This window comes from Streptomyces sp. NPDC085524 (assembly GCF_044541755.1).
GTDB lineage: Bacteria > Actinomycetota > Actinomycetes > Streptomycetales > Streptomycetaceae > Streptomyces.
In genome coordinates this window covers 64,731-86,574 of the sequence record NZ_JBITTH010000003.1, presented here as the reverse complement: position 1 = coordinate 86,574, position 21,844 = coordinate 64,731, and the positions used below count along the sequence as shown (strand labels likewise).

Sequence of the window (21,844 nt, the reverse complement as noted above, 5' to 3'; positions counted from 1 at the left end):
CCGTGTTCGGCCTCTTTGGCACCCTGGCGCCGTCCGGCTCCGGAGGGGCTGGAATTGCCGACGGGCGCTGGATCCGTGCCAGGGGTCAGGGCCAGGAAGTCAGGGTCTGGGTGGCGGCGCGGCGGGCCGTGGCTACGCAGGCCGCCACGCCCACGCCCTCGTACGCCGCTCCGCACAGCGCCAGCCCCGGCAGCTTCGAGGCCGCCTCGCGGATGCGGGACACGCGGGCGTGGTGGCCGACGCCGTACTGGGGGAGGCCGCGGTCCCAGCGGGTCACGCGGGCGGCGAGGGGTTCGCCCATCGGGCCGACCGCGTGGTGGAGCTCGGTGATCGCGGAGCGGATCAGGTGGCGGTCCGGGCGGGCCAGGACGTCGTCCTCGCCGATCCGGCCGACCGAGGCGCGCAGGACGAACGTGTCCGGGGCCGCCGCGGCCAGCCACGGCCACTTGTTGGAGAGGAAGGACGCCGCCTTCAGGGTGTGCCCGTCCACCGGCGGGACCAGGAAGCCGTTGCCCTCCGGGAGGTAGTGCGCCCGGGCGCGGGAGAACGCCATCGTGATCACGGCGGTCGAGGCGTGGGGGATCGCCGACAGCTCCGCCTCGGCGAGCGGGGAGTGCGGCCGCAGGAGCTCCGCCGCCGCGAAGGCGGGGAGCGCGAGGACGACCGCGTCCGCCTCCATCGTCAGGGCGCCGTCGTCCGTCATGGCCTGCACCTGCCACCGGCCGCCCGGCAACTGCCGGAGTGCGCGCGCCGTGGTCCCCGTGAGGATGCGCGCCCCGCAGGCCCCGGCGACCGCCTGAGGGAACCGGCCGGTGCCCCCGGCCACGCCCTGCACGGCCACCGGGGCCGGCCGCGGCGCACCGGCCGCCCTCATCCGGCGCAGCGCGGGCAGCAGCGGGCCGCCCTGTTCCGCGAGCGCCGCGATCCCCGGCATGGCCGCGCGCAGCGAGAGCCGTTCGGCGCGCCCGGCGTACACCCCGCCGAGGAGGGGTTCGACGAGCCGGTCCACGGCCTCCCGGCCGAAGCGGCCCGCCAGGTACTCGGTCACCGAGCAGTCCCCGGTGAGGGGGGCGGCGGGCAGGGTCTCCTCCGCGGCGACGCGGGCGACGCCCTCCGGGGAGAGCAGGCCGGTGGCGGCCAGGGCCGAGGGGTCGGTGGGGACGCCCATGACGTGCCCGGCCGGCAGCGGCCGCAGCGCACCGTTCGTCCAGATGGTGGTCGGCGCCTTCGCCGGGTCGCACAGGGCTTCGCCGAGCCCGACGGCGGCGGCCAGTTCCACCGCTTCCGGGCGCAGGGCCATCAGGGATTCCGCGCCCTCGTCGACGGTGATCCCGGCGATGGTGCCGGTGCGGAGCTTGCCGCCGACCCGGCCGTGGCTCTCCAGCACGGTCACGTCGGCCCGGCCGCGCAACTCCCACGCGGCGGCCAGACCGCTGATCCCGCCACCGATGACGATCACTGACCGCATTGTCTTCTCCTGCGTCTCTGTCGGGACCGATATGTCCCATTCGGGAGGTTAGGTCACGGCCGGGGGCCGGCGCCTCGTGCTTTCGGTCAGAGCTCTGACGTCGTCCTGGTACGGGAAGCTGCCCGGCTCGTACGCGCAGTACGGGTCCGCCGCCAGCACGTCGCGCGTGAAGCCGTACGCCCGCGAGCGCGAGCCGCCGCACACCGCCTTGTACTCGCACGCCCCGCACTTCCCGCGCAGCAGTGCGGGGTCCCGCAGCTGCGCGAACAGCTCCGACTCGCGGTAGATCTCCGTCAGCGGGCGGTCCTTGACGTTGCCGGCCGAGACCGGGAGGAAGCCGGACGGGTGCACCTCGCCCGTGTGCGAGACGAAGACGAAGCCGCGCCCCGAGGAGACGTCCATCGGCGGCCGGCGCACCGTCCGCCGCTCCCCGCCGAAGAGGCCCAGCTCCGTCGCGCGCGCGGTCAGGCGCGCGTGGAGGGGACCCAGGCGGGGACGTTCCCCGCGCGCGGCGAGCACCGTGCGCTGGAGCGCGACCCGCCGGAAGTGGTGGCCCTCGGTGGTCTTGGCGGCCATGACCGAACCGCAGTCGTAGAGGAAGTGCAGCACGTCCTCGGCCTCGGCCGGCGTGAGCTGCGCCAGCTGCTCCCCGCGCCCCGTGGGGACGAGGACGAAGCCCGACCACAGCATCGCGCCCTCGCGCTTCACGAGCGCCGCGACATCGGCCAGGTCCTCCAGGCTGTCGCGCGTGACCGTGGTGTTGACCTGCATCTTCAGGCCGAGTTCGCGCGCCGCCCGCCAGCCCTCCAGGGTCCGGTCGTACACCCCGGGCACGCCCCGGAAGGCGTCGTGCCGCTCCGGCGTCGAGCCGTCCAGGGAGAGCGACAGCGCCACCGCGCCCGCGTCGCGCACCGCGAGGAGGCCGGCCCGGGTGAGGGTCGGAGTGCCGGAGGGGGAGACGGCGACGCGCAGGCCCAGCGAGGTGCCGTACGCGACGAGCTCGGTGAGGTCGGGGCGCTGGAAGGGGTCACCGCCGGTGATCACGAACAGCGGCCCCGGCCTGCCGAACTCGGCGGCCCCGTCCATGACGCGGCGGGCGCCGGCTCCGTCCAGTTCCCCGGGATGGCGGGCGGTCTGCGCCTCGGCCCTGCAGTGCAGACAGGCCAGCGGACAGGCACGGGTGGCCTCCCAGATGACGATGAACGGGCGCTCGGAGACGGCGTGCCGGGGCCGCCGCACGACGGTGGCCGGCCTCACGACACGCGCTCCCAGCCCCGCTTGGGCGCCCGGTCGGCCAGCTGCTCCGGATCCCGCCGCCGGTAGACCACGTACGGCCGGAACAGGTACTTCAGCGGCGCCGAGAACATGTGCACCAGCCGCGAGTACGGGATCAGCGCGAACAGCGTGAACCCGAACAGGATGTGCATCCTGAAGGCGAGCGGGGCGCCCGCCATCAGGTGGTAGTCCGGGGTGAGGGTGAACAGGCTGCGGAACCAGACCGAGATGCCCTCGCGGTAGTTGTAGCCGTCCGTCTGCCCGGTGGAGTTGAGGATGGTCGCCGTCAGGCCGAGGACCATCGCGCCGAGCAGGCAGGCGTACATCAGGTGGTCGCTCTTCAGCGTCGCCCTGCGCACCGCGGGGACCTTGAAGCGCCGGTACACGAGGATGCCGATCCCGGCCGCGGCCGCGACGCCCGCCACCGCACCGGTGGAGACGGCCAGCAGGTGGTAGGCGTGGTCGCTCAGGCCGACCGCGTCGGTCCAGCTCATCGGGATCAGCAGCCCCACCACATGGCCCAGGACCACGAAGAGCATGCCGAAGTGGAAGAGCGGAGAACCGATGCGCAGCAGCCGCGACTCGTGCAGCTGCGTCGAATGCGTGGTCCAGCCGAACGCGTCGTACCGGGCCCGCCAGACCGTGCCGGCGATCAGCAGCACGACCGACAGGTAGGGGAGCACGCCCCACAGGAGGAGGTCCATCAGGCCGTCCGCCTTTCCGCGAAGGTGGGCCAGGGAAGGTCGGCCGGCCGGTCGGCGTCGATGCCGGGGCCGAAGGGCTCGAGGGGAGATCCCGCGCCCACCAGCTCCTGCGGCGGGCCGTTCCTCGCGAGCGCCTTCGCCTCGGCCCTCGTCTCCGGGCACGGGCCGGGCAGCGTCGAGCAGACCGCTTCCAGCACCCCCGTGTACGGGGAGGCGGACTCGGCGAGCGCGAGCCGCAGCAGCTCCAGACCGGCCCGGTGCTCCTGGAGCAGCTCGGTGCCCGCCTCCTCGCGCAGCGCCGCGAACTCCAGCGCCACGGGCAGGAAGTCGGGCAGCTCCTCGCCGGCGAACTCCAGCCCGAAGTCCCGGTAGATCCGCTTGAGCCGGACCAGGGACAGGCCCCGGCGGCGGGTGTCCCCGTCCACCCACCAGGTCAGGTACAGGCAGCGCCGGTTCCGGGTGTCGAAGGTGCCGGTGTACTCGGCGCACAGCTCGATCGGGGAGAGCGACTCGGCGTGGTCCAGGAAGGAGCCGAGCAGCGCGGCCGGTCCGGCGGGCGCCCCGGCGAGGGCCGCGCGCAGCCGCGGGAGTTCGTCGTGGAAGTGGTCGCCGGGGTACTGCAGGACGCAGCCCGCGACCAGGCGTACCAGTGCATCGGGGGAACGGGACCCGGTCGTCACGAACTTCTCCTTGTCGGGCCGAGGTTGAGCATCACGCGCGGCTCGCCCACCGCGCCCACGGGGCAGCCGTCGTCCCACGGGTGGGACTCGGCGAGCGCATCGGCGTCGGCGCGGGCCGACGACGGGATCACGAAGCGGTCCTCCTGCTTGGCGATCGCGAGGAGGCGGAACATGTCCTCCATCTCGACGCCGGTGAGTCCGACCGCCTCGGCGATCGACTCGTCCTTCTCCTCGCCGAGGTTGATCCTCCGCATGTACGCGCGCATCGCCGCCATCCGGCGCAGCACCGCCTCCACGGCGTACGTGTCGCCCGCCGTCAGGATCGCCGCGAGGTACTCGACGGGGATGCGCAGGGCGTCGATGGCCCCGAAGAGGTTGCCCGCGTCCTCGCCGTCGCTGCCGGTGGCGGCGACCGCCTCGACGACGGGGGAGAGCGGGGGCACGTACCAGACCATCGGCATGGTCCGGTACTCCGGGTGCAGGGGGAGGGCGACCTGGTAGGTGGCGATCAGGTCGTGGACGGGGGAGTTCCGTGCGGCCTCGATCCACTCCCGGGTGATGCCGGAGCGCCGCGCGGCGGCGACCACGGCCGGGTCGTGCGGGTCGAGGAAGCACTCCAGCTGGGCGGGGTAGAGGTCCTGCTCGTCCTCCACGGCGGCGGCCCCGGCGACCTTGTCGGCGTCGTACAGCATCACGCCGAGGTAGCGCATCCGGCCGACGCAGGTCTCCGAGCAGACGGTCGGCATGCCGACCTCGATGCGCGGGAAGCAGAAGGTGCACTTCTCGGCCTTGCCGGTGCGGTGGTTGAAGTACACCTTCTTGTACGGGCATCCGGTCACGCACATGCGCCAGCCCCGGCACCGGTCCTGGTCGACGAGGACGATGCCGTCCTCCTCCCGCTTGTACATCGCGCCCGAGGGGCAGGAGGAGACGCAGGCCGGGTTCAGGCAGTGCTCGCAGACCCGGGGGAGGTAGAACATGAAGCTCTGCTCGAACTCGAAGCGGATCTTCTCGCCGACCTCGTCGCGGATCTTCTCCACGATCGGGTCCCTGGGCGCGTGGGTGGGGGCGCCGCCGAGGTTGTCCTCCCAGTTCGGACCCCACTCGATCGTGTCGATGGGCTCGCCGGTGACCTGCGAGACGGGCCGGGCGGTGGGCAGGTCGTCGCCCGCCGGGGCCTGGTCGAGGTTCTTGTACTCGTACGTCCAGGGCTGGTAGTAGTCGTCGATCTCCGGCAGGTGGGGGTTGGCGAACAGGCTGCCGAGCTTCTTCAGCCGCCCGCCGGCCTTCAGGCGCAGCCGGCCCGAACGGGTGCGCTCCCAGCCGCCCTGCCACTTCTCCTGGTCCTCCCAGCGGCGGGGGTAGCCCTGGCCGGGGAGGGTCTCGACGTTGTTGAACCAGACGTACTCGGTGCCCTGCCGGTTGGTCCACGCCTGCTTGCAGGTGACCGAACAGGTGTGGCAGCCGATGCACTTGTCGAGGTTCATGACCATCGCGACCTGTGCCATCACGCGCATGCTCTAGTACTCCACCTTCTGGTCGCGGCGGCGGATGACCGTCACCTCGTCGCGCTGGTTGCCGGTCGGGCCGAGGTAGTTGAAGGCCCAGGTCAGCTGGGCGTAGCCGCCGATGAGGTGGGTGGGCTTGAGCATCACCCGGGTCAGGGAGTTGTGGATGCCGCCGCGGCGGCCCGTCTTCTCCGTCTTCGGGACGCCGACCGTCCGCTCCTGGGCGTGGTTCATGTAGACCGTGCCGGGCGGCATCTTGTGGGAGACGATCGCGCGGGCGGTGATCACGCCGTTGCGGTTGACCGCCTCGATCCAGTCGTTGTCGGCGACGCCGATCGCCTCCGCGTCCTGCGGGGACATCCAGACCGTCTGACCGCCCCGGCCGAGGGTCATCATGTAGAGGTTGTCCTGGTACTGGCTGTGGATCGCCCACTTGTTGTGCGGGGTCAGGTAGCGCACCGCCACCGACTTCGCCTTCTCGTCGACGCGGCCGAGCTCGGGCTCCCCGTACAGGGTGTGCATGTTCAGCGGCGGCTTGTAGACGGGCAGCGACTCCCCGACCTCGTGCAGCCAGTCGTGGTCGATGAAGAAGTGCTGGCGGCCGGTGAGGGTGTGCCAGGGCTTGAGGTGCTCGGTGTTGACGGTGAAGGCGGTGTAGCGGCGCCCGCCGGACTCCGAGCCCGACCACTCCGGTGAGGTGATCACCGGGACCGGGCGGGCCTGGGTGTCGGCGAAGGTGATCCGCTTGCCCTCGGCCTCCGCGGCCAGGTGGGCCATGTGCGTGCCGACCTGCTTCTCCAGGGTCTCGAAGCCCTGGGTGGCGAGGCGGCCGTTCGACGTGCCGGAGAGGGAGAGGATCGCCTCGCAGGCGCGCTGCGCGGTGTCCAGGCGGGGACGGCCCTCGGCCGTCCCGCTCCTGACCAGGCCGTTCTTCTCGCCGAGGTACGCGACCTCCTCCGCCACGTCGAAGGTGACGGCCTTCGTCGTCACGCCGAGCCGGTCCACCAGCGGGCCGAGCGCGGCGAACTTCTCGCCGACCGCCCCGTAGTCACGGGTCACCACCGCGAGGTCGTACATCGTCCGGCCGGGTACGGGCTCGCACTCGCCCTTCGACCAGTCGAGCGCGACCCCGCCCGGCTGGGCCATCTCGCCGCCCGGGGTGTCGTGCTGGAGGGCGGTCGCCACCAGGTCCCTGCGCACGCCCAGATGGGTCCCGGCGAGCTCGCCGAAGCGTGTCGCGAGGCCGCGGAAGGCGTCGTAGTCGGAGCGGGCCTGCCAGGGCGGGTCCACGGCCGGGGTGAAGGCGTGCAGGAAGGGGTGCATGTCCGTGGACGACAGGTCGTGCTTCTCGTACCAGGTCGCGGCCGGCAGGACCACGTCGGACAGCAGCGTCGTGGACGTCATCCGGAAGTCCATGCTCATCAGCAGGTCGAGCTTCCCCTCCACGTCCTCCTCCCGGTAGACGACGTCCTTCGGCGTGCAGCGCGGCCCGTCCTCGGGGAGGTTGGAGTGCGTGCCGAGGAGGTGCTTGAGGAAGTACTCGTTGCCCTTCGAGCTGGAGCCGAGGAGGTTCGCCCGCCATACGTTGAGCACGCGCGGCCAGTTGCGCGGCGCGTCCGGATCCTCGCCGGCGAAGCCGAGCGTGCCGTCCTTGAGGCGGCGAACCGTTTCACCGACCGGGTCCTCGGCCTCGCCCAGCTCCAGCGGATTGCGGTCGAAGGTCGGGTACGACGGCATCCAGCCCATCCGGGCGCTCGCCGCCAGGCAGTCGGAGCCCGTCATGCCGTCGAAGGCGCCCGTGGCCAGCGGCGAGGCCAGCGCCTCGGCGGGCAGCGTGTCGTAACGCCACTGGTCGGTGTGGAGGTAGAACCAGGCCGCGCCGATCATCTGGCGCGGCGGACGCGACCAGTCGGAGGCGGCGGCGAGGGTGGCCCAGCCGGTGACCGGACGGCACTTCTCCTGGCCGACGTAGTGACCCCAGCCGCCGCCGTTGCGGCCCTGGCAGCCGGTGAGGGTGAGGAGGGCGAGGAAGGCGCGGTAGATGGTCTCGGAGTGGAACCAGTGGTTCGTGCCCGCGCCCATCAGGATCATGCAGCGGCCCTGCGACTGCTCGGCGGTCCGCGCGAACTCCCGTGCCACGCGCGCCGCCTGCGCGGCCGGGACCGAGGTCAGCGACTCCTGCCAGCCGGGGGTGCCGGGCTGGGAGGCGTCCTCGTAGCCGGCGGGCCACTCACCGGGCAGGCCCGCGCGCTCGACCCCGTACTGGGCCAGCATCAGGTCGAAGACGGTGGTGACGAGCCGGCCGCCGAGGCGGCGCACGGGGACCCCGCGGCGGACGGTACCGCCGCGCTCGTCGTCCTCGAAGCGGGGCAGCGTGATCTCCGCGGTGCCGCTCTCCCCGAGGAGCGTCAGCCGGGGGACGGTCGCGCCGAGGTCCAGATTCCACTCCGGGGTCTCGTTCTTCCCCCAGCGGTGCCCGAGCGTGCCGTTCGGGACGACCGGCTCACCGGTCACGTCGTCGACGAGGACGGTCTTCCACTCCGCGTTCTCCGTCTCCCGCCCCAGATCGGCGGCGGTGACGAACTTGCCCGGCACCAGCCCCTGTTCCGTCTCCTTCAGCGACACGAGAAACGGCAGGTCGGTGTACTTCCGCACGTACTCGGCGAAGAACGGCGTCTCCTTCTCGACGAAGAACTCCTTCAGGATGACGTGCCCCATCGCCAGGGCCAGCGCACCGTCCGTGCCGGGGTGCGGGTGCATCCATTCGTCGGCGAATTTCGTGTTGTCCGCGAAATCGGGGGAGACGGTGACGACCTTCTGCCCGCGATAACGCGCCTCCGCCATCCAGTGCGCATCGGGCGTACGCGTGACGGGCACATTGGAGCCCCACATCATCAGGTACGCGGCGTCCCACCAGTCACCGGACTCCGGCACGTCGGTCTGATCCCCGAACACCTGCGGCGAGGCCACTGGCAGGTCCGCGTACCAGTCGTAGAAGCTCAGCATCGGCGCGCCGATGAGGGAGTGGAAGCGGGCGCCGGCCGCGTGCGAGGCCATCGACATCGCGGGGATCGGCGAGAAGCCCGCGACACGGTCCGGGCCGTGCTCCTTGATGGTGTGCACGTGCGCGGCGGCGACGATCTCCGTCGCCTCCTCCCAGCTCGCCCGCACCAGCCCGCCCTTGCCGCGGGCCCGCTGGTAGGAGCGCCGGCGCCCGGGGTCGCCCTGGATGTCGGCCCACGCCAGCACGGGGTCGCCCAGCCGCCCCTTCGCCTCCCGGTACATCTCCAGCAGGACGCCCCGCACGTACGGGTGGCGCACCCGGGTGGGCGAGTACGAATACCAGGAGAACGAAGCCCCCCGAGGACAGCCGCGCGGCTCGTACTCGGGCCGGTCCGGACCCACGGACGGGTAGTCGGTGGCCTGGGTCTCCCAGGTGATGATCCCGTCCTTGACGTACACCTTCCACCGGCACGAGCCGGTGCAGTTCACGCCGTGGGTCGAGTGGACGACCTTGTCGTGGCTCCAACGGTCCCGGTAGAAGGCCTCGGCAGCGCGCCCGCCCGTGTGATGGACGGTACGCAGGTCACCGGAGACCTCGGCGCGGGTGAAGAAGCTCCCCGCCCTGACGAGTGGATCCGCGTCCTGATGTCCCTGACGCTTCTGCAAGGCGACCCTCCAGGCCGATGGGAATGGTGCGTCATCGACGCTACGCCCGCGGAAAGGCAGAATCCGGGGACGAAGGTCCCGGACGGGCATGACCTCTTTCCGCTATTTCGGGGGCCGGGCGGATGCCAGCCTGGAGGGGTCCAACTCCGCGACGGCGGAGGCGAATAGCGCGAAGAAATTCCCATTCACGATGGCGAGAACGAAGAACCGCACATGGCTCCCGGACCAGCACGGGGCCTGGGCGATGCTGGCGGTGCCGTTCCTCGCGGGCACGCTGCTCGCCCCCCGGACGGGCTGGGCGCACGCGCTGCTGTTCGCGGCGTGGCTGCTCGGGTACGCCGCGGCCTTCCACGGCCAGCAGTGGCTGCGGCTGCACGCGCGCGGCCTGCGCTCGGCCGCCCGCCATGCGCGTCCCGCGGTGGTGTTCGGGGCGGCGTTCGCGGCGGCCGGCGCGCCGTTGGCGGTGCTGCACCCGTGGCTGGTGCCGGCGGCCCTGCTCGCCTCGCCGTTCGTCCTGGTCAACACGTACCACGCCTGGCGGGGGCGGGAGCGGGCCCTGCTCAACGGCCTGGCGGCGGTGGTCCCGGCGTGCGGGATGCTGCTCGTGGCGGCCCGCCTGGGGGGCCTCGGCCCGGCGGGGGCCTGGCCGGGCGCGGTGGCGTGCCTGCTGTACTTCGCGGGGACGGTGCCGTACGTGAAGACGATGATCAGGGAGCGCAACTCGCCGGCGTACCGGGCCGGTTCGGCGGTCTACCATGCGGGGGCCCTGGCGGTGGCCGCACTCCTCTCACCCTGGCTGGCGATCCCCTTCGCGGCCTACCTGGCCCGAGCCGTCGCCCTCCCCGGGCGGGGGCTGCGGGTCCCGGTGGTGGGCGCCGTCGAACTGTGCTGCTCGGCGGCCCTGCTGCTGACACTGGCGGCGGTCCTCTGATCGCCCCCGCCTGGGTCGGGTGTGCGGTGGGGTGCCCCCGCAGGGAGTCGAACGCAACCGCCCCGTACTCGGCCGGCCCCGTGGAAACGTTCGACGGCCGAGGAGGTGCCCCGCCGCGCGCCCGGGCCCGGCGGCCCCTGCGAGCGCGGGCCGCTGCGCGGGGCCTTTCCCCGCCCCGCCCCTTCCCGGCGTACCGAATCTGCGGCTCCGCCGCGCGTGGGGGGGCTCCGCCCCGGACCCCGGTCCTCAAACGCCGGACGGGGGTGCGGGCGGGCCGGAATCCCAGCCCCGCCGGCGTTTGAGGCGCGGGCGCGGAGCGCCGTAGGGGGTACCGGGCGGAGCACGGACGGGCGGAGGCCCGGGGCGGCACCCGCCCCGGGACCGCTGACCGAGCCGGAGGCTAGATGGCTTCCTTGCGGGTCAAGAAGTTGAACGACACCCACCCCGGCAGCACCGGCAGCCAGAACGTCATCAGCCGGAACAACAGCACCGCCGAGATCGCGACCTCCTTCTCCAGCCCCGCCGCGATCAGACCCAGCGTCAGGGTCGTCTCCACCGCGCCGATGCCACCCGGCGTCGGCGCCGCCGACCCCAGGGCGTTGCCCGCGAGGAAGACCACCGCGATGCTCGCGAGGCTGATGGCCTCGCCGCCCCCGAACGCGCGGATCGACGCGTCCAGGCACATCACGAAGCAGCCCGTCAGCAGCAGCATCCCGCCGATGCCCGTCAGCAGCTTCTGCGGCCGCTGGAGCACGTCCAGCATGCGCGGCACCACACCCGCGAACAGCGCCCGCACCCGCGTCACGACGAACTTCCGCATGAACGGGACCGCCGTCACCACCAGCACCAGCACCGCCACCGTCAGCAGACCGGCGATGACCGTCCTCGACGGGGTCATCTCGGGGGTCTTCTCGGTCCCCGTCAGGTAGCCGAAGGACAGCAGCAGCAGGATGTGGCTGGCCAGTCCGAAGAGCTGCGAGGCGCCCACGCTCGCGACCGCCAGCCCCGGGCGGACCCCGGCGCGCTGGAGGAAGCGGGTGTTCAGCGCGACACCGCCCACCGCCGCCGGCGCCACCAGCTTCACGAAGGAACCGGCCACCTGCGCGACCACCGTCCGCAGGAACGGCACCCGCTCCGGCACGAAGCCCAGCAGGCTCATCGCCGCCGCGAAGTAGCTGAGCGCCGAGAAGGCGAGCGCCGCCCCGACCCAGCCCCACTGCGCCTTGGCGACGATCGTGCCGAAGTCCACGTGCGCGAGCTGCGTCAGCAGGAAGTACGCGCCGAACGCGCCCGCGATGAACGACACCAGCGTCCGCGGCCGGATCCGCTCCAGCCGGGCCGGCTCCACCGGCGCCTGCGGGCGGATCAGCAGGACCTGCTGGCGGATCTGGCTCAGCAGGTCCTCCTCGCGGGCCCCGTCCAGCGCGTCGTCCAGGGCCTTCTTCTGGGCCTTGCGGTCGGCCGCCGCCGATGCGGAGCCCGAGCCGCCCGAAGCCGCCGTGTCCGCCTCGCGCGCCGCCTTCGCCGCCCGCGAGGACTCCAGTACGGCCTCCCGCTGCCGCTCCGCCCGCTCCCGGGCCAGCTTGCGCAGCGTCGCCCGGGTGGACCGGCTCAGCGCGATCGGCTGCAGCAGCGGCAGGCAGTCCGCCACCGTGTCCGGGCCCAGCACCGACACCGCCGAGGCCACCGCGCGCTCCGCGCCGACCCGCAGGCCGAGGGTGGTCAGCAGCTGCGCCACGTCCATCCGCAGGACCAGGTCACCGGCCGCGATCTCGCCACCGCGCAGGTCGGTGAGGACGACGTTGCCGGAACGATCCACCACCAACGCGTCCCCCGTGAGCCGACGGTGCGCGATGCGCCGCGACTGCAGGGCCCGTACCTGCTTCCACGTGTTGTGGGTCAGCTCGTCCGTGATCTCCTCGTCGGGGAGCGAGTCCAGCGTCCGGCCGTCCAGGTGCTCGTACACGAGCATCACGGCGTCCGGGCCGAGCTCGGAGGTGGCGATCAGCTTCGGCGCGTTGGCCCCGGCCGCGATGGCCGCATAGGCGAGCAGGGCCTCCTGCTCGAGGGCCTGGCGCAGCGACTGGAGGCTGCGCCGGGTGGTGATGCCCCGCAGGGTGAGCCGGCGCCAGACCCGGTAGAAGAACCCCTGGGCCTGCTGCTCCCGGTCGACCACGGTGACGTCGAGCGGCGGGCCGTCCTCCAGGGTGACGTGGTAGCGCCGCCCCCGGTCGCCGATCTCCGAGGCCTCCGGGCCGCCCTCGGCCTGCTCGGCCCGCATCGCGCTGACCGGCTGGAAGCCGACCCGGCGCAGCCCCGCGAGGAGGTTCTGCCCGGTGGGGCGGACGTTCGGCGAGCCGACGGCGTACAGGGTCCCGTACGCCACGCTCCAGCCGATGAGCACGGTGAGGATGATCGAGAAGGGGGTGGTGTAACCGCTGACCAGCATCGTGAACGCGTCGAGCAGCAGCACCACCCACAGCGCCACGCGCCAGCGCGGTCTGCGGGTCATCCCGACGGCGGTCATGTACGCGATCACGGGCGCGAGGTAGCCGTGCACCGGATCGGTGAGGTCCCCGGCGGTGCCCGCGGGGAGCGTCAGGGCGTCCTGGATGGTCTCGGGGGCGGCCTGGGAGACCCACAGGTCGGTGGCGAGGGTGACCCCGTGCGCGAGGACGGCGGCGAGCACGCCGTCGGCGATGCGCAGTCCGTCGCGTTTGATCAGCCGCTCGATGGCGAAGGCGACGGGGAGCAGCAGCACGGCGATGCTCGAGACCAGCGCGGCGACCTTGATCAGCAGGTCGGGTGCGGCTCCGGTGCCCTGGTTGATGTCGGCTTCCAGGCCGGCGGTGGTGCCGTGGGCGAAGGCGGAGATGCCGAGGACGACGGCGATGCCGATGATGCCGACGAGCAGGCGTACGAGATCGGACGGCCGGTGCACGCGGGCGGCGAGCAGCGGTTCGTCGACCTCGACCTGATCGGCGGCCGTGGGGGCGTGTCCGTGCGGGCCGTCCCCCGGGCCGTTGTGCGGTCCGTCCTCCGGGCCGTTGTGCGGTCCGTCTCCCAGGCCGTTCTGCGGGCCGTCGCCCGATCCGGGTGCCGGGCCGTCCTCCGCGTGCTGGGCGGGGCCGTCCCCCGGGGAATCCGGGCGGGTGGTGCCGTCGTGACGAGCGCGGTCGTGGGTGCTGTGGCTCTCGCCGTCGCCGTCGCCCGGGCGCGCGTCGCCGTCCGTCGCCGCGCCGTTCGGAGGGCTCACACCCTGCTCCTTCGTCGTCACATCCGTCTCTTCTTGATCACGTATCACCAGTCACCGCCCGGAAGATGGTGGCACGGACCGACCGGGCCGCGGGGCATCAGGGTGCGCGCCGGTATGGAACCGAGGCTTCCGCCGACGGGCCTCCGGCGTGCTGCACCATGGGCCGGATGAGCGAGGAACTGCCCGCGTACGCGGAGCACGTACTGGAGGTGGCCGAGCGGATTCCGCCCGGCCGGGTGATGACGTACGGGGACGTCGCCGAGTGGCTCGGCGAGGGCGGACCACGTCAGGTCGGGCGCGTCATGGCCCTGTACGGGGGAGCAGTTCCCTGGTGGCGCGTGGTGCGGGCGGACGGCGTACCCCTGCCCGGACACGAGCTGCGCGCCCTGGAGCACTACCGGTCGGAGGCCACCCCGCTGCGCCTGACGGCCGGCGGCGAGGCGCGGCTGGACATGCGCCGGGCGCGCTGGGACGGGGATCCCGGGGACCCCGGCCGGGACGGCACGCGCGACGAGGCTCACACCTGACAGCTTCGGCCATGCGGGGCCTGAGCGGGCGGTCGGGGGAACGCGCGAACGCCCGTACGGGGTACCCGGGGGGACTGCGCGGCATCGGCCCGTTGCCGTAGCGTTGCCTCTTCGGCTGCTCCGCGAACCGTCGCGACGCCCCCCGCAGACCCAGCCTCCCGACCAGCACACCCAGGACGACCAGGACCGGCATCTCACGTGAACACCCCTTCCTCCGACGCCGACCGCCGCACCGAACGGCGGCGTACGCGGACCCCCGACGCGTACCGCCTCGTGCGCACCGGGCCGGAACGGGTGGATCCCCCTGTGCTGGACGCAGCCCAGCGGTCGGTGGTTGAGCACACCGGCGGACCCCTGCTGGTCCTGGCCGGACCCGGCACCGGCAAGACCACCACGCTGGTCGAAGCGGTCACCGCCCGCGTGGAGGCGGGCACGGACCCGGCCCGCATCCTCATCCTCACGTTCAGCCGCAAGGCCGCGGTGGAACTGCGCGACCGGACCGCCCTGCGCCTCGGCGGTGCGCGGGCGCCGCAGGCCACCACCTTCCACTCCTTCTGCTACGGCCTGGTCCGCGCCCACCAGGACACCGACCTGTTCGCGGACCCGCTGCGGCTGCTGTCCGGCGCGGAGCAGGACGTCATGGTCCGCACCCTCCTGGAAGGCCAGCGCCGCTCCCGCTCCATCCGCTGGCCGGACGACCTGCGGGCCGCCCTCACGACGCGCGGCTTCGCCGACGAGGTCCGCGCCGTCCTGGCCCGCGCCCGCGAGCTGGGCCTCGGCCCCTCCGCGCTCTCCGCCTTCGCCGACCGGATCGGCCGCCCGGACTGGAAGGCGGCCGCGGCGTTCCTGTCCGAGTACCTGGACGTCCTGGACCTGCAGGGCATGCTGGACTACGCCGAACTCCTGCACCGGGCCGTCCTCCTCGCGGAGCGCACCCCGTCCCTCGCCTCCTCCTACGACGCGATCTTCGTGGACGAGTACCAGGACACGGACGCCTCCCAGCTGCGGCTGCTGCGCGCGCTGACCGGCCCCGGCGGGGCGCTGACCGCCTTCGGCGACCCCGACCAGTCGATCTACGCCTTCCGCGGCGCCGACATCAACAACACCCTGGACTTCGAGTCCGCCTTCCCGGGCGCGGAGGTACGGGCCCTCACGGTCGGCCGCCGCTCGCGCGCGAACCTCCTCGCGGCCACCCGCCTCCTCACCGCCCGCATGCCGGTGCCCCGCCTCCCGGCGGCCGCCGTCCGCGCGCACCGCGCCCTCACCCCCACGCGGGAGGGCGGCTCGGTGGAGGTGTACACGTACCCCACGGCGGGCGCCGAGCTCGACAACATCGCCGACATCCTGCGCCGCGCGCACCTGGAGGACGGCGTGCCGTGGCAGGACATGGCCGTCCTGGTCCGCTCCGGGGGCCGCACCCTCCCGGCGATGCGCCGCGCCCTGATCACGGCGGGCGTCCCGGCCGAGACCGACGCCACGGCCACCCCCCTCCGCCACGAACCGGCGGTAGCCCCCCTCCTCACAGCCCTCCGCACAACCGCCGCCCCGCCGCCTGCGGCGAGCCCGGCCGACCCCACCGACCCGCCCCGGCCGAACGCCACCCCGGGCACCCCCGCCGTGCCGGCAGCGCCGGGAACGGCAACGGGCAGCGCCGCGCCCGGCTCCGCCGACGAGCCGGCCGCAGGCGCGGCCTTGCCCGCCGGCCCTGCGGGCACCCCGGCGCCCGAGGAGGGCGAGCCTGCTCGCAGCGTCGGGGCGGGCGGGCGGGAAACCACCGACACCGCCGACGGGACGGACGGCGCGGACCCCGAGCCCGCCGCAGGCGACACCGCCGACGGGGGATGGATCGGCGTCGAGGCCGCCCTCACCCTGCTCGCCTCCCCCCTCGGGGGGATGGACGCCGCCGACCTGCGCCGCCTCGGCCGGGCCCTGCGCGACGAGGAGCGCGCCGCAGGCGTCAAGGTGCCGGCGCCCTCCGACGTCCTGCTCGCCCGCGCCCTCGCCGAGCCCGAGCGGCTCACCGCGCACGACCCCGCCTACGCCCGCGGCGCCCAGCGCCTCGGCCTCCTCCTCCGCAAGGCCCGCGAGCTCCTCCAGGGCGGCGGCACCGCCGAAGAGGCCCTGTGGACCCTCTGGGACGGCACCCCCTGGCCGCAGCGGCTCGAGCGCCAGGCCCGCCGCGGCGGCACCGCCGGCCGCAACGCCGACCGCGACCTCGACGCTGTCTGCGCCCTCTTCGACACCGCCGCGCGCGCGGAGGAACGTACCGGCGGCCGCGGCGCCCTCAACTTCCTCGAACAGCTCGAGGCCGAGGACATCGCCGCCGACACCCTCACCGGCACGGCGGCCCGCCCCGACGCCGTCCGGCTGATGACGGCCCACCGCTCCAAGGGCCTCGAATGGGGTCTCGTCGTCGTCGCCGGCGTGCAGGAGGGGCTCTGGCCCGACCTGCGCCGCCGCGGCTCCCTCCTGGAGGCCGACCGCATCGGCCGCGACGGCCTCGCCGAGCCCCTCACCCCCGGCGCGCTCCTCGCCGAGGAGCGCCGGCTGTTCTACGTCGCCGCCACCCGCGCCCGCGACCGCCTCGTCGTCACCGCGGTCAAGGCCCCCGCCGAGGACGGCGACCAGCCCTCCCGTTTCCTGGGCGAACTCGGCGTCACCCCCAAGGACGTCTCCGGCCGCCCCCGCCGCCCCCTCGCCGTCCCCGCACTCGTCGCCGAGCTGCGCGCCACCACCGTCGACCCCGAGGCATCGCCCGAGCTGCGCGAAGCGGCCGCCCGGCGCCTGGCCCGGCTCGCCGCGCTCACCGACGACGAGGACCGCCCCCTCGTGCCCGCCGCGCACCCGCAGCGCTGGTGGGGCCTGTACGAGCCCACCCGCAGCAGCGTCCCGCTGCGCGACCGGGACCGGCCGGTCGCCCTGTCCGGCAGCGCCCTGGACCAGCTCGCGAACACCTGCTCCCTCCAGTGGTTCCTCGGCCGCGAGGTCAAGGCCGACGCCCCCTCCACCGCCGCCCAGGGCTTCGGCAACGTCGTCCACGTCCTCGCCGACGAGGTCGCCTCCGGGCGCACCCCCGCCGACCTGGCCGTCCTCATGGAACGCCTCGACTCCGTGTGGGACGCCCTCGCCTTCGACGCGCCCTGGAAGTCCCGCCAGGAGAAGGACAACGCCCGCGCCGCCCTCGAACGCTTCCTGCGCTGGCACAACACCGACCGCGGGGGCCGGGCCGCCGTCGCCACGGAGCACGAGTTCGACGTCACCCTCGACGCGGGCGACTACGCCGTGCGCATCCGCGGCTCCATGGACCGCGTCGAAGCGGACCCGCAGGGGCGCGCGTACGTCGTGGACTTCAAGACCGGCAAGTCCTCGCCGACGAAGGCCGAGGTCGCCCGCCACCCCCAGCTCGCCGTCTACCAGCTCGCGGTCCGCGAGGGCGCCGTCGACGAGGTCTTCGACGGACTGCGCCCCGAGCCCGGCGGCGCCGAACTCGTGCAGCTCCGCCAGGGCTCCGACGACCCGAAGATCCAGGCCCAGCAGCCGCTCGACGGCGAATGGGTCGGCGACCTCCTCGCCACCGCCGCGGGCCGGGTCCTCGAGGAGCGCTTCGCGCCCGTCACGGGCCGCCAGTGCGACCACTGCTCCTTCCGCGCCTCGTGCAGCGCCCGCCCCGAGGGCCGCCAGACGGTCGAGTAACGGGGCCGGGCCATTCCAGCCTCCGGCGCTTGGGGGCATTTCAGCCTCGCCGGCGTTTGAGGCGCGGGGTCCGGGGCGGCGCCCCGGGGAACCGGGGGCACCTCCCAGCGGTAGCTGGGGGAGGAAGGGCGGGTAGGGGACCCGCTCCGCGCAGCGGCCGCACACAGGGGCCGCCGGGGCCGGGCGCGCGCCGGGGCACTTCCTCGGCCGTCGAACGTTTCCAGGAAGCGGACATGTTCGAGGTGGCTGCGTTCGACGCCCTGCGGGGGCGCCCCGCCGCACACCCGGCCCCGGCGGGGCGGGGGTGCGCAAGGCCCGGCGCCCGGCCGGGGCCGAACCGCGGGCGGTCGGGGCTGTCGGTGGGTGCGGCTAGCCTTTTTACGTGTCCGCGCGTCCCGCCGTCCTCACCGACCCCGAGCAGCTCAAGGAGCTCCTCGGGATCCCCTTCACGCCCGAGCAGATGGCCTGCGTCACCGCCCCGCCCGCCCCGCAGGTCGTCGTCGCGGGCGCCGGCTCCGGCAAGACCACCGTCATGGCCGCCCGCGTGGTCTGGCTCGTCGGCACCGGCGCGGTCGCGCCCGAGCAGGTCCTCGGACTGACCTTCACCAACAAGGCCGCCGGCGAGCTCGCCGAGCGCGTCCGCAAGGCCCTCGCACGGGCCGGCATCACCGACCCGGACCCCTCACCGGCCGACCCCGAAGCGGCCGGGGGCGAGCCGCGCATCTCCACGTACCACGCCTTCGCCGGGCAGCTCCTCAAGGACCACGGACTGCGCATCGGCCTCGAGCCCGCCTCCCGCCTGCTCGCCGACGCCACCCGCTTCCAGCTCGCCGCGAAGGTGCTGCGCGAGGCCCCCGGCCCGTACCCGGCGCTCACCAAGTCCCTCCCCGACCTCGTCGGAGACCTGCTCGCGCTCGACGCGGAGCTCTCCGAGCACCTCGTCGAACCGGCCGGACTGCGCGCGTACGACACCGCCCTCCTGGACACCCTCGCCGGCACGAAGCTCACCAACGAGGACCTGCGCAAGGTCCCCGAGGCCGTGCGCGGCCGCCTCGAGCTGCTGGAGCTCGTCTCCCGCTACCGCGCCGCCAAACGCTCCCGCGACCTCTTCGACTTCAGCGACCAGATAGCCCTGTCCGCGCAGCTGGCCACCACCCGCCCCGAGGTCGGCGCACTGCTGCGCGAGGAGTTCCGCGTCGTCCTGCTCGACGAGTACCAGGACACGTCCGTCGCCCAGCGCCTCCTGCTCTCCGGTCTGTTCGGCGCGGGCACCGGGCACGCCGTGACGGCCGTCGGTGACCCCTGCCAGGCGATCTACGGCTGGCGCGGCGCCTCCGTGGCCAACCTCGACGACTTCCCCGAGCACTTCCCGCACGCCGACGGCAGCCCCGCCACCCGGCTCTCCCTCAGCGAGAACCGGCGCAGCGGCGGCCGCCTGCTCGATCTGGCCAACGGGCTCGCCGCCCCGCTGCGCGCCATGCACGAGGGCGTCGAGGCGCTGCGCGCGGCGCCGGGCGAGGAACAGGCCGGCTTCGTGCGCTGCGCGCTGCTGCCGACCCACGCCGAGGAACTCGAATGGCTCGGGGACTCCGTCGCGCACCTGGTGCGCACGGGCACGGAGCCCGGGGAGATCGCGGTGCTGTGCCGTTCCGCGGGGGACTTCGCACAGATCCAGGCCGTCCTGGTGGCCCGGGACGTGCCGGTGGAGGTCGTCGGCCTGTCCGGCCTGCTGCACCTGCCCGAGGTCGCGGACCTGGTCGCGGTCTGCGAGGTGCTCCAGGACCCGGCGGCCAACGCCTCCCTCGTCCGGCTCCTGATCGGCCCGCGCTGGCGGATCGGCGCGCGCGACCTGGCCCTGCTGGGCCGCCGGGCCCGCCTGCTGGTGGGCCGCGCCCCCTCCTCCGAGCAGGACGCGGACGAACGCCTGGCGGCGGCGGTCGAGGGCGTGGACCCGGCGGAGATCATCTCGCTGGCCGACGCCCTGGAGACCTTCCTCGACGGCGCCGGGCAGGCCCCGGACGACCTCCCCTTCTCGGCCGAGGCCCGGGTCCGCTTCGCGCACCTCGCCCAGGAGCTGCGCGACCTGCGGCGCTCCCTCGCCGACCCCCTGATGGACGTCCTCCACCGCGTCCTGGCCACCACCGGGCTGGACGTGGAGCTGTCCGCGTCCCCGCACGCACTCGCCGCCCGACGCCGCGAGACCCTGTCGAACTTCATGGACGTCGCCGCCGGCTTCGCCGCCCTCGACGGCGAGGCCTCCCTCCTCGCCTTCCTCGGCTTCCTGCGCACCGCCGCCCAGTACGAGAAGGGCCTGGACCACGCGCTGCCGGGCGGGGAGAACACGGTCAAGGTCCTGACGGCCCACAAGTCCAAGGGCCTGGAGTGGGACGTGGTCGTGGTCCCCGACCTCTGCGCGGGCTCCTTCCCGAAGGAGAAGGCGCCGGAGGCCTGGACCTCGTACGCGAAGGTGCTCCCGTACGCCCTGCGCGGTGACGCCGCCACCCTGCCGGGGGACCCGGCGTGGACCTCGGCGGGCCTCAAGTCCTTCAAGGCGGCCCTGAAATCCCACAAGGAGACGGAAGAGCTCCGCCTCGGCTACGTCACCTTCACCCGCCCCCGCTCCCTCCTGCTGGCCTCGGGCCACTGGTGGGGCCCGACGCAGAAGAAGCGCCGCGGCCCGTCCGCCTTCCTGACGGCCCTGTACGAGCACTGCGCGGCCGGCTTCGGGGAGATCGAGGCCTGGGCGGAGGAACCCGACCCGAAGGCCGAGAACCCCTCCCTCGCCGCCGACTCCGGCCCGGACCACTCCTGGCCGCTCCCCCTGGACCCGGCCTCCCTCACCCTCCGGCGCGCGGCGGCGGCCCTGGTCGAATCCCACCTGGCCACCCCGCCTCCCCCCGAGGAAGACCCCTACCTCTGGCCCCCGCACTGCGACGACCCGTCCTACGACGACGAACCCCGGCCCGCCGAGCACTGGGCGGAGCCCGGCCCCGCCGACGTACCCGCACCCCGGCCCGCAGCCCCGGCCGACGGGCCGGATGACGAGGACCCCTCGGCCACCGACCCCTGGGCCACCGACCCCTGGTCCGAGCCGCGGCCCGCAGCCCCGTCCCCGGCCGAGGGCCCGGACCTCGACGACCCCTGGGCCGTCGAGCCCTGGGCCGCCGGCCCGGACCCCGCCGGGGTCCGGGGCGGAGCCCCGGTTCCGGGAAGGGGCGGGGTGGGGGACGAACCCCGCCGGCCCACCCCCGCCGACCCGTACGACGACCTCTGGCCGGAGACCGCCGCACCCGCGCCCGCCGCAGCCGACCCGACCCCCGCCGGGAGGCAGGCGGCAGCCGTACCCGCGCCCGGGCCCGTACGGCCCGCCCGCCGGGGCACGCCCGGCGCCCCGACCCCCCTCACCCCCGAAGAGGCGCGGACGGTGGCCTCCTGGGACCGCGACCTCGACGCCCTCGAGGGCGAGCTGCGCCGTGCCCGCGCCGCCGTCCGGGACGTCGAGCTGCCGCCCGCCCTCTCCGCCAGCCAGCTGCTCCGGCTCGCCGCCGACGAGCAGGGCTTCGTACGCGACCTCGCCCGCCCCATGCCCAAGCCCCCGCAGCCCGCGGCGCGCCAGGGCACGCGTTTCCACGCCTGGGTGGAGTCCCGCTTCGACGAGCTCCCCCTCCCGCTCCTCGACGTCCTCGACCCGGCCACCGAGCTGCCCGGCTCGGACCAGGAGATCGCGGACGAGGCCGACCTAGACGCCCTCAAGGCGGCCTTCGAGCGCAGCGAATACGCCGACCGCCCGCCCCACCGCATGGAGGCCCCGGTCCAGCTCACCCTGGCCGGCCGGGTCATCCGCGGCCGGATCGACGCCGTGTACCGCACCGACGACGGTGGCTGGGAGATCGTCGACTGGAAGACCGGCCGCACCACCGAAGCCGACCCCCTCCAGCTCGCCGTGTACCGCCTGGCCTGGGCGGAAGCCACCGGCACCCCCCTCGAGCAGGTCACGGCCGCCTTCCTGCACGTGCGCAGCGGCCGCGTGATCCGCCCCCGCAACCTTCCCGACCGGGCGCGTCTTGAGCGGATCCTCCAAGGCAAACCGGGCACGGACGGTGAGGCTCAGGCGGAAGGCTAGGCTCGTGGCC

Annotated in this window: 11 protein-coding genes; 4 read left to right on the top strand and 7 right to left on the bottom strand. The window is 74.1% G+C overall.

Features of this window, described 5'->3' with window-relative positions; translation table 11 throughout:
- Nucleotides 1-85: 85 nt before the first annotated feature.
- Genes hemG through ACIGFK_RS05245 form a run of 6 tightly spaced genes read right to left on the bottom strand, consistent with a single transcriptional unit; the run spans nt 86 to nt 9,304 of the window.
- Nucleotides 86-1,468 (bottom strand): protoporphyrinogen oxidase, encoded by a 1,383-nt coding sequence (gene hemG, locus ACIGFK_RS05270; RefSeq protein ID WP_400050634.1) that lies wholly within the window; start codon nt 1,466-1,468, stop codon nt 86-88.
- Between the two features lie 48 nt (nt 1,469-1,516).
- Complete coding sequence (locus ACIGFK_RS05265; protein ID WP_400050632.1) at nt 1,517-2,725, bottom strand: TIGR04053 family radical SAM/SPASM domain-containing protein; 1,209 nt, start codon at nt 2,723-2,725, stop codon at nt 1,517-1,519.
- Nucleotides 2,722-3,447 (bottom strand): respiratory nitrate reductase subunit gamma, encoded by a 726-nt coding sequence (gene narI / locus ACIGFK_RS05260; protein WP_376660126.1) that lies wholly within the window; start codon nt 3,445-3,447, stop codon nt 2,722-2,724. Before narI ends, ACIGFK_RS05265 begins: the two co-directional genes overlap by 4 nt.
- Nucleotides 3,447-4,127 (bottom strand): nitrate reductase molybdenum cofactor assembly chaperone, encoded by a 681-nt coding sequence (gene narJ / locus ACIGFK_RS05255; protein ID WP_376660127.1) that lies wholly within the window; start codon nt 4,125-4,127, stop codon nt 3,447-3,449. The genes narI and narJ overlap by 1 nt, the downstream gene beginning before the upstream one ends.
- Nucleotides 4,124-5,644: a nitrate reductase subunit beta gene (narH, locus tag ACIGFK_RS05250; protein ID WP_386470189.1), complete on the bottom strand. Its 1,521-nt coding sequence runs from the start codon at nt 5,642-5,644 to the stop codon at nt 4,124-4,126. Before narH ends, narJ begins: the two co-directional genes overlap by 4 nt.
- A 3-nt stretch (nt 5,645-5,647) precedes the next feature.
- A complete protein-coding gene (locus ACIGFK_RS05245; RefSeq protein WP_376660129.1) occupies nt 5,648-9,304 on the bottom strand; it encodes a nitrate reductase subunit alpha in 3,657 nt (1,218 codons plus the stop codon).
- A 190-nt stretch (nt 9,305-9,494) separates the two neighbouring features.
- Between ACIGFK_RS05245 and ACIGFK_RS05240 the strand changes: the two genes are divergently transcribed.
- Nucleotides 9,495-10,235 carry a YwiC-like family protein gene (locus ACIGFK_RS05240; RefSeq protein ID WP_376660130.1) on the top strand — a complete coding sequence of 247 codons (741 nt, stop codon included), beginning with the start codon at nt 9,495-9,497 and terminating at the stop codon, nt 10,233-10,235.
- A gap of 400 nt (nt 10,236-10,635) precedes the next feature.
- Here ACIGFK_RS05240 and ACIGFK_RS05235 read toward each other — a convergent pair whose 3' ends face one another.
- Complete coding sequence (locus ACIGFK_RS05235; RefSeq protein WP_386470195.1) at nt 10,636-13,539, bottom strand: lysylphosphatidylglycerol synthase domain-containing protein; 2,904 nt, start codon at nt 13,537-13,539, stop codon at nt 10,636-10,638.
- Between the two features lie 110 nt (nt 13,540-13,649).
- On the opposite strand from ACIGFK_RS05235, the gene ACIGFK_RS05230 reads away from it, so the two are divergent.
- From ACIGFK_RS05230 to ACIGFK_RS05220, 3 genes are all read left to right on the top strand, one after another.
- The gene (locus ACIGFK_RS05230) at nt 13,650-14,018 is read left to right on the top strand and encodes an MGMT family protein (protein WP_400050833.1); all 369 of its coding nucleotides are present in this window, start codon (nt 13,650-13,652) and stop codon (nt 14,016-14,018) included.
- 198 nt (nt 14,019-14,216) lie between these two features.
- Nucleotides 14,217-17,711, top strand: a complete 3,495-nt coding sequence (locus tag ACIGFK_RS05225) for an ATP-dependent helicase (protein WP_386470201.1) — start codon at nt 14,217-14,219, stop codon at nt 17,709-17,711.
- Nucleotides 17,712-18,093: 382 nt separating this feature from the next.
- Nucleotides 18,094-21,834, top strand: coding sequence for a UvrD-helicase domain-containing protein (locus ACIGFK_RS05220; RefSeq protein ID WP_400050628.1), 3,741 nt, complete (start codon nt 18,094-18,096; stop codon nt 21,832-21,834).
- Nucleotides 21,835-21,844 lie beyond the last annotated feature (10 nt).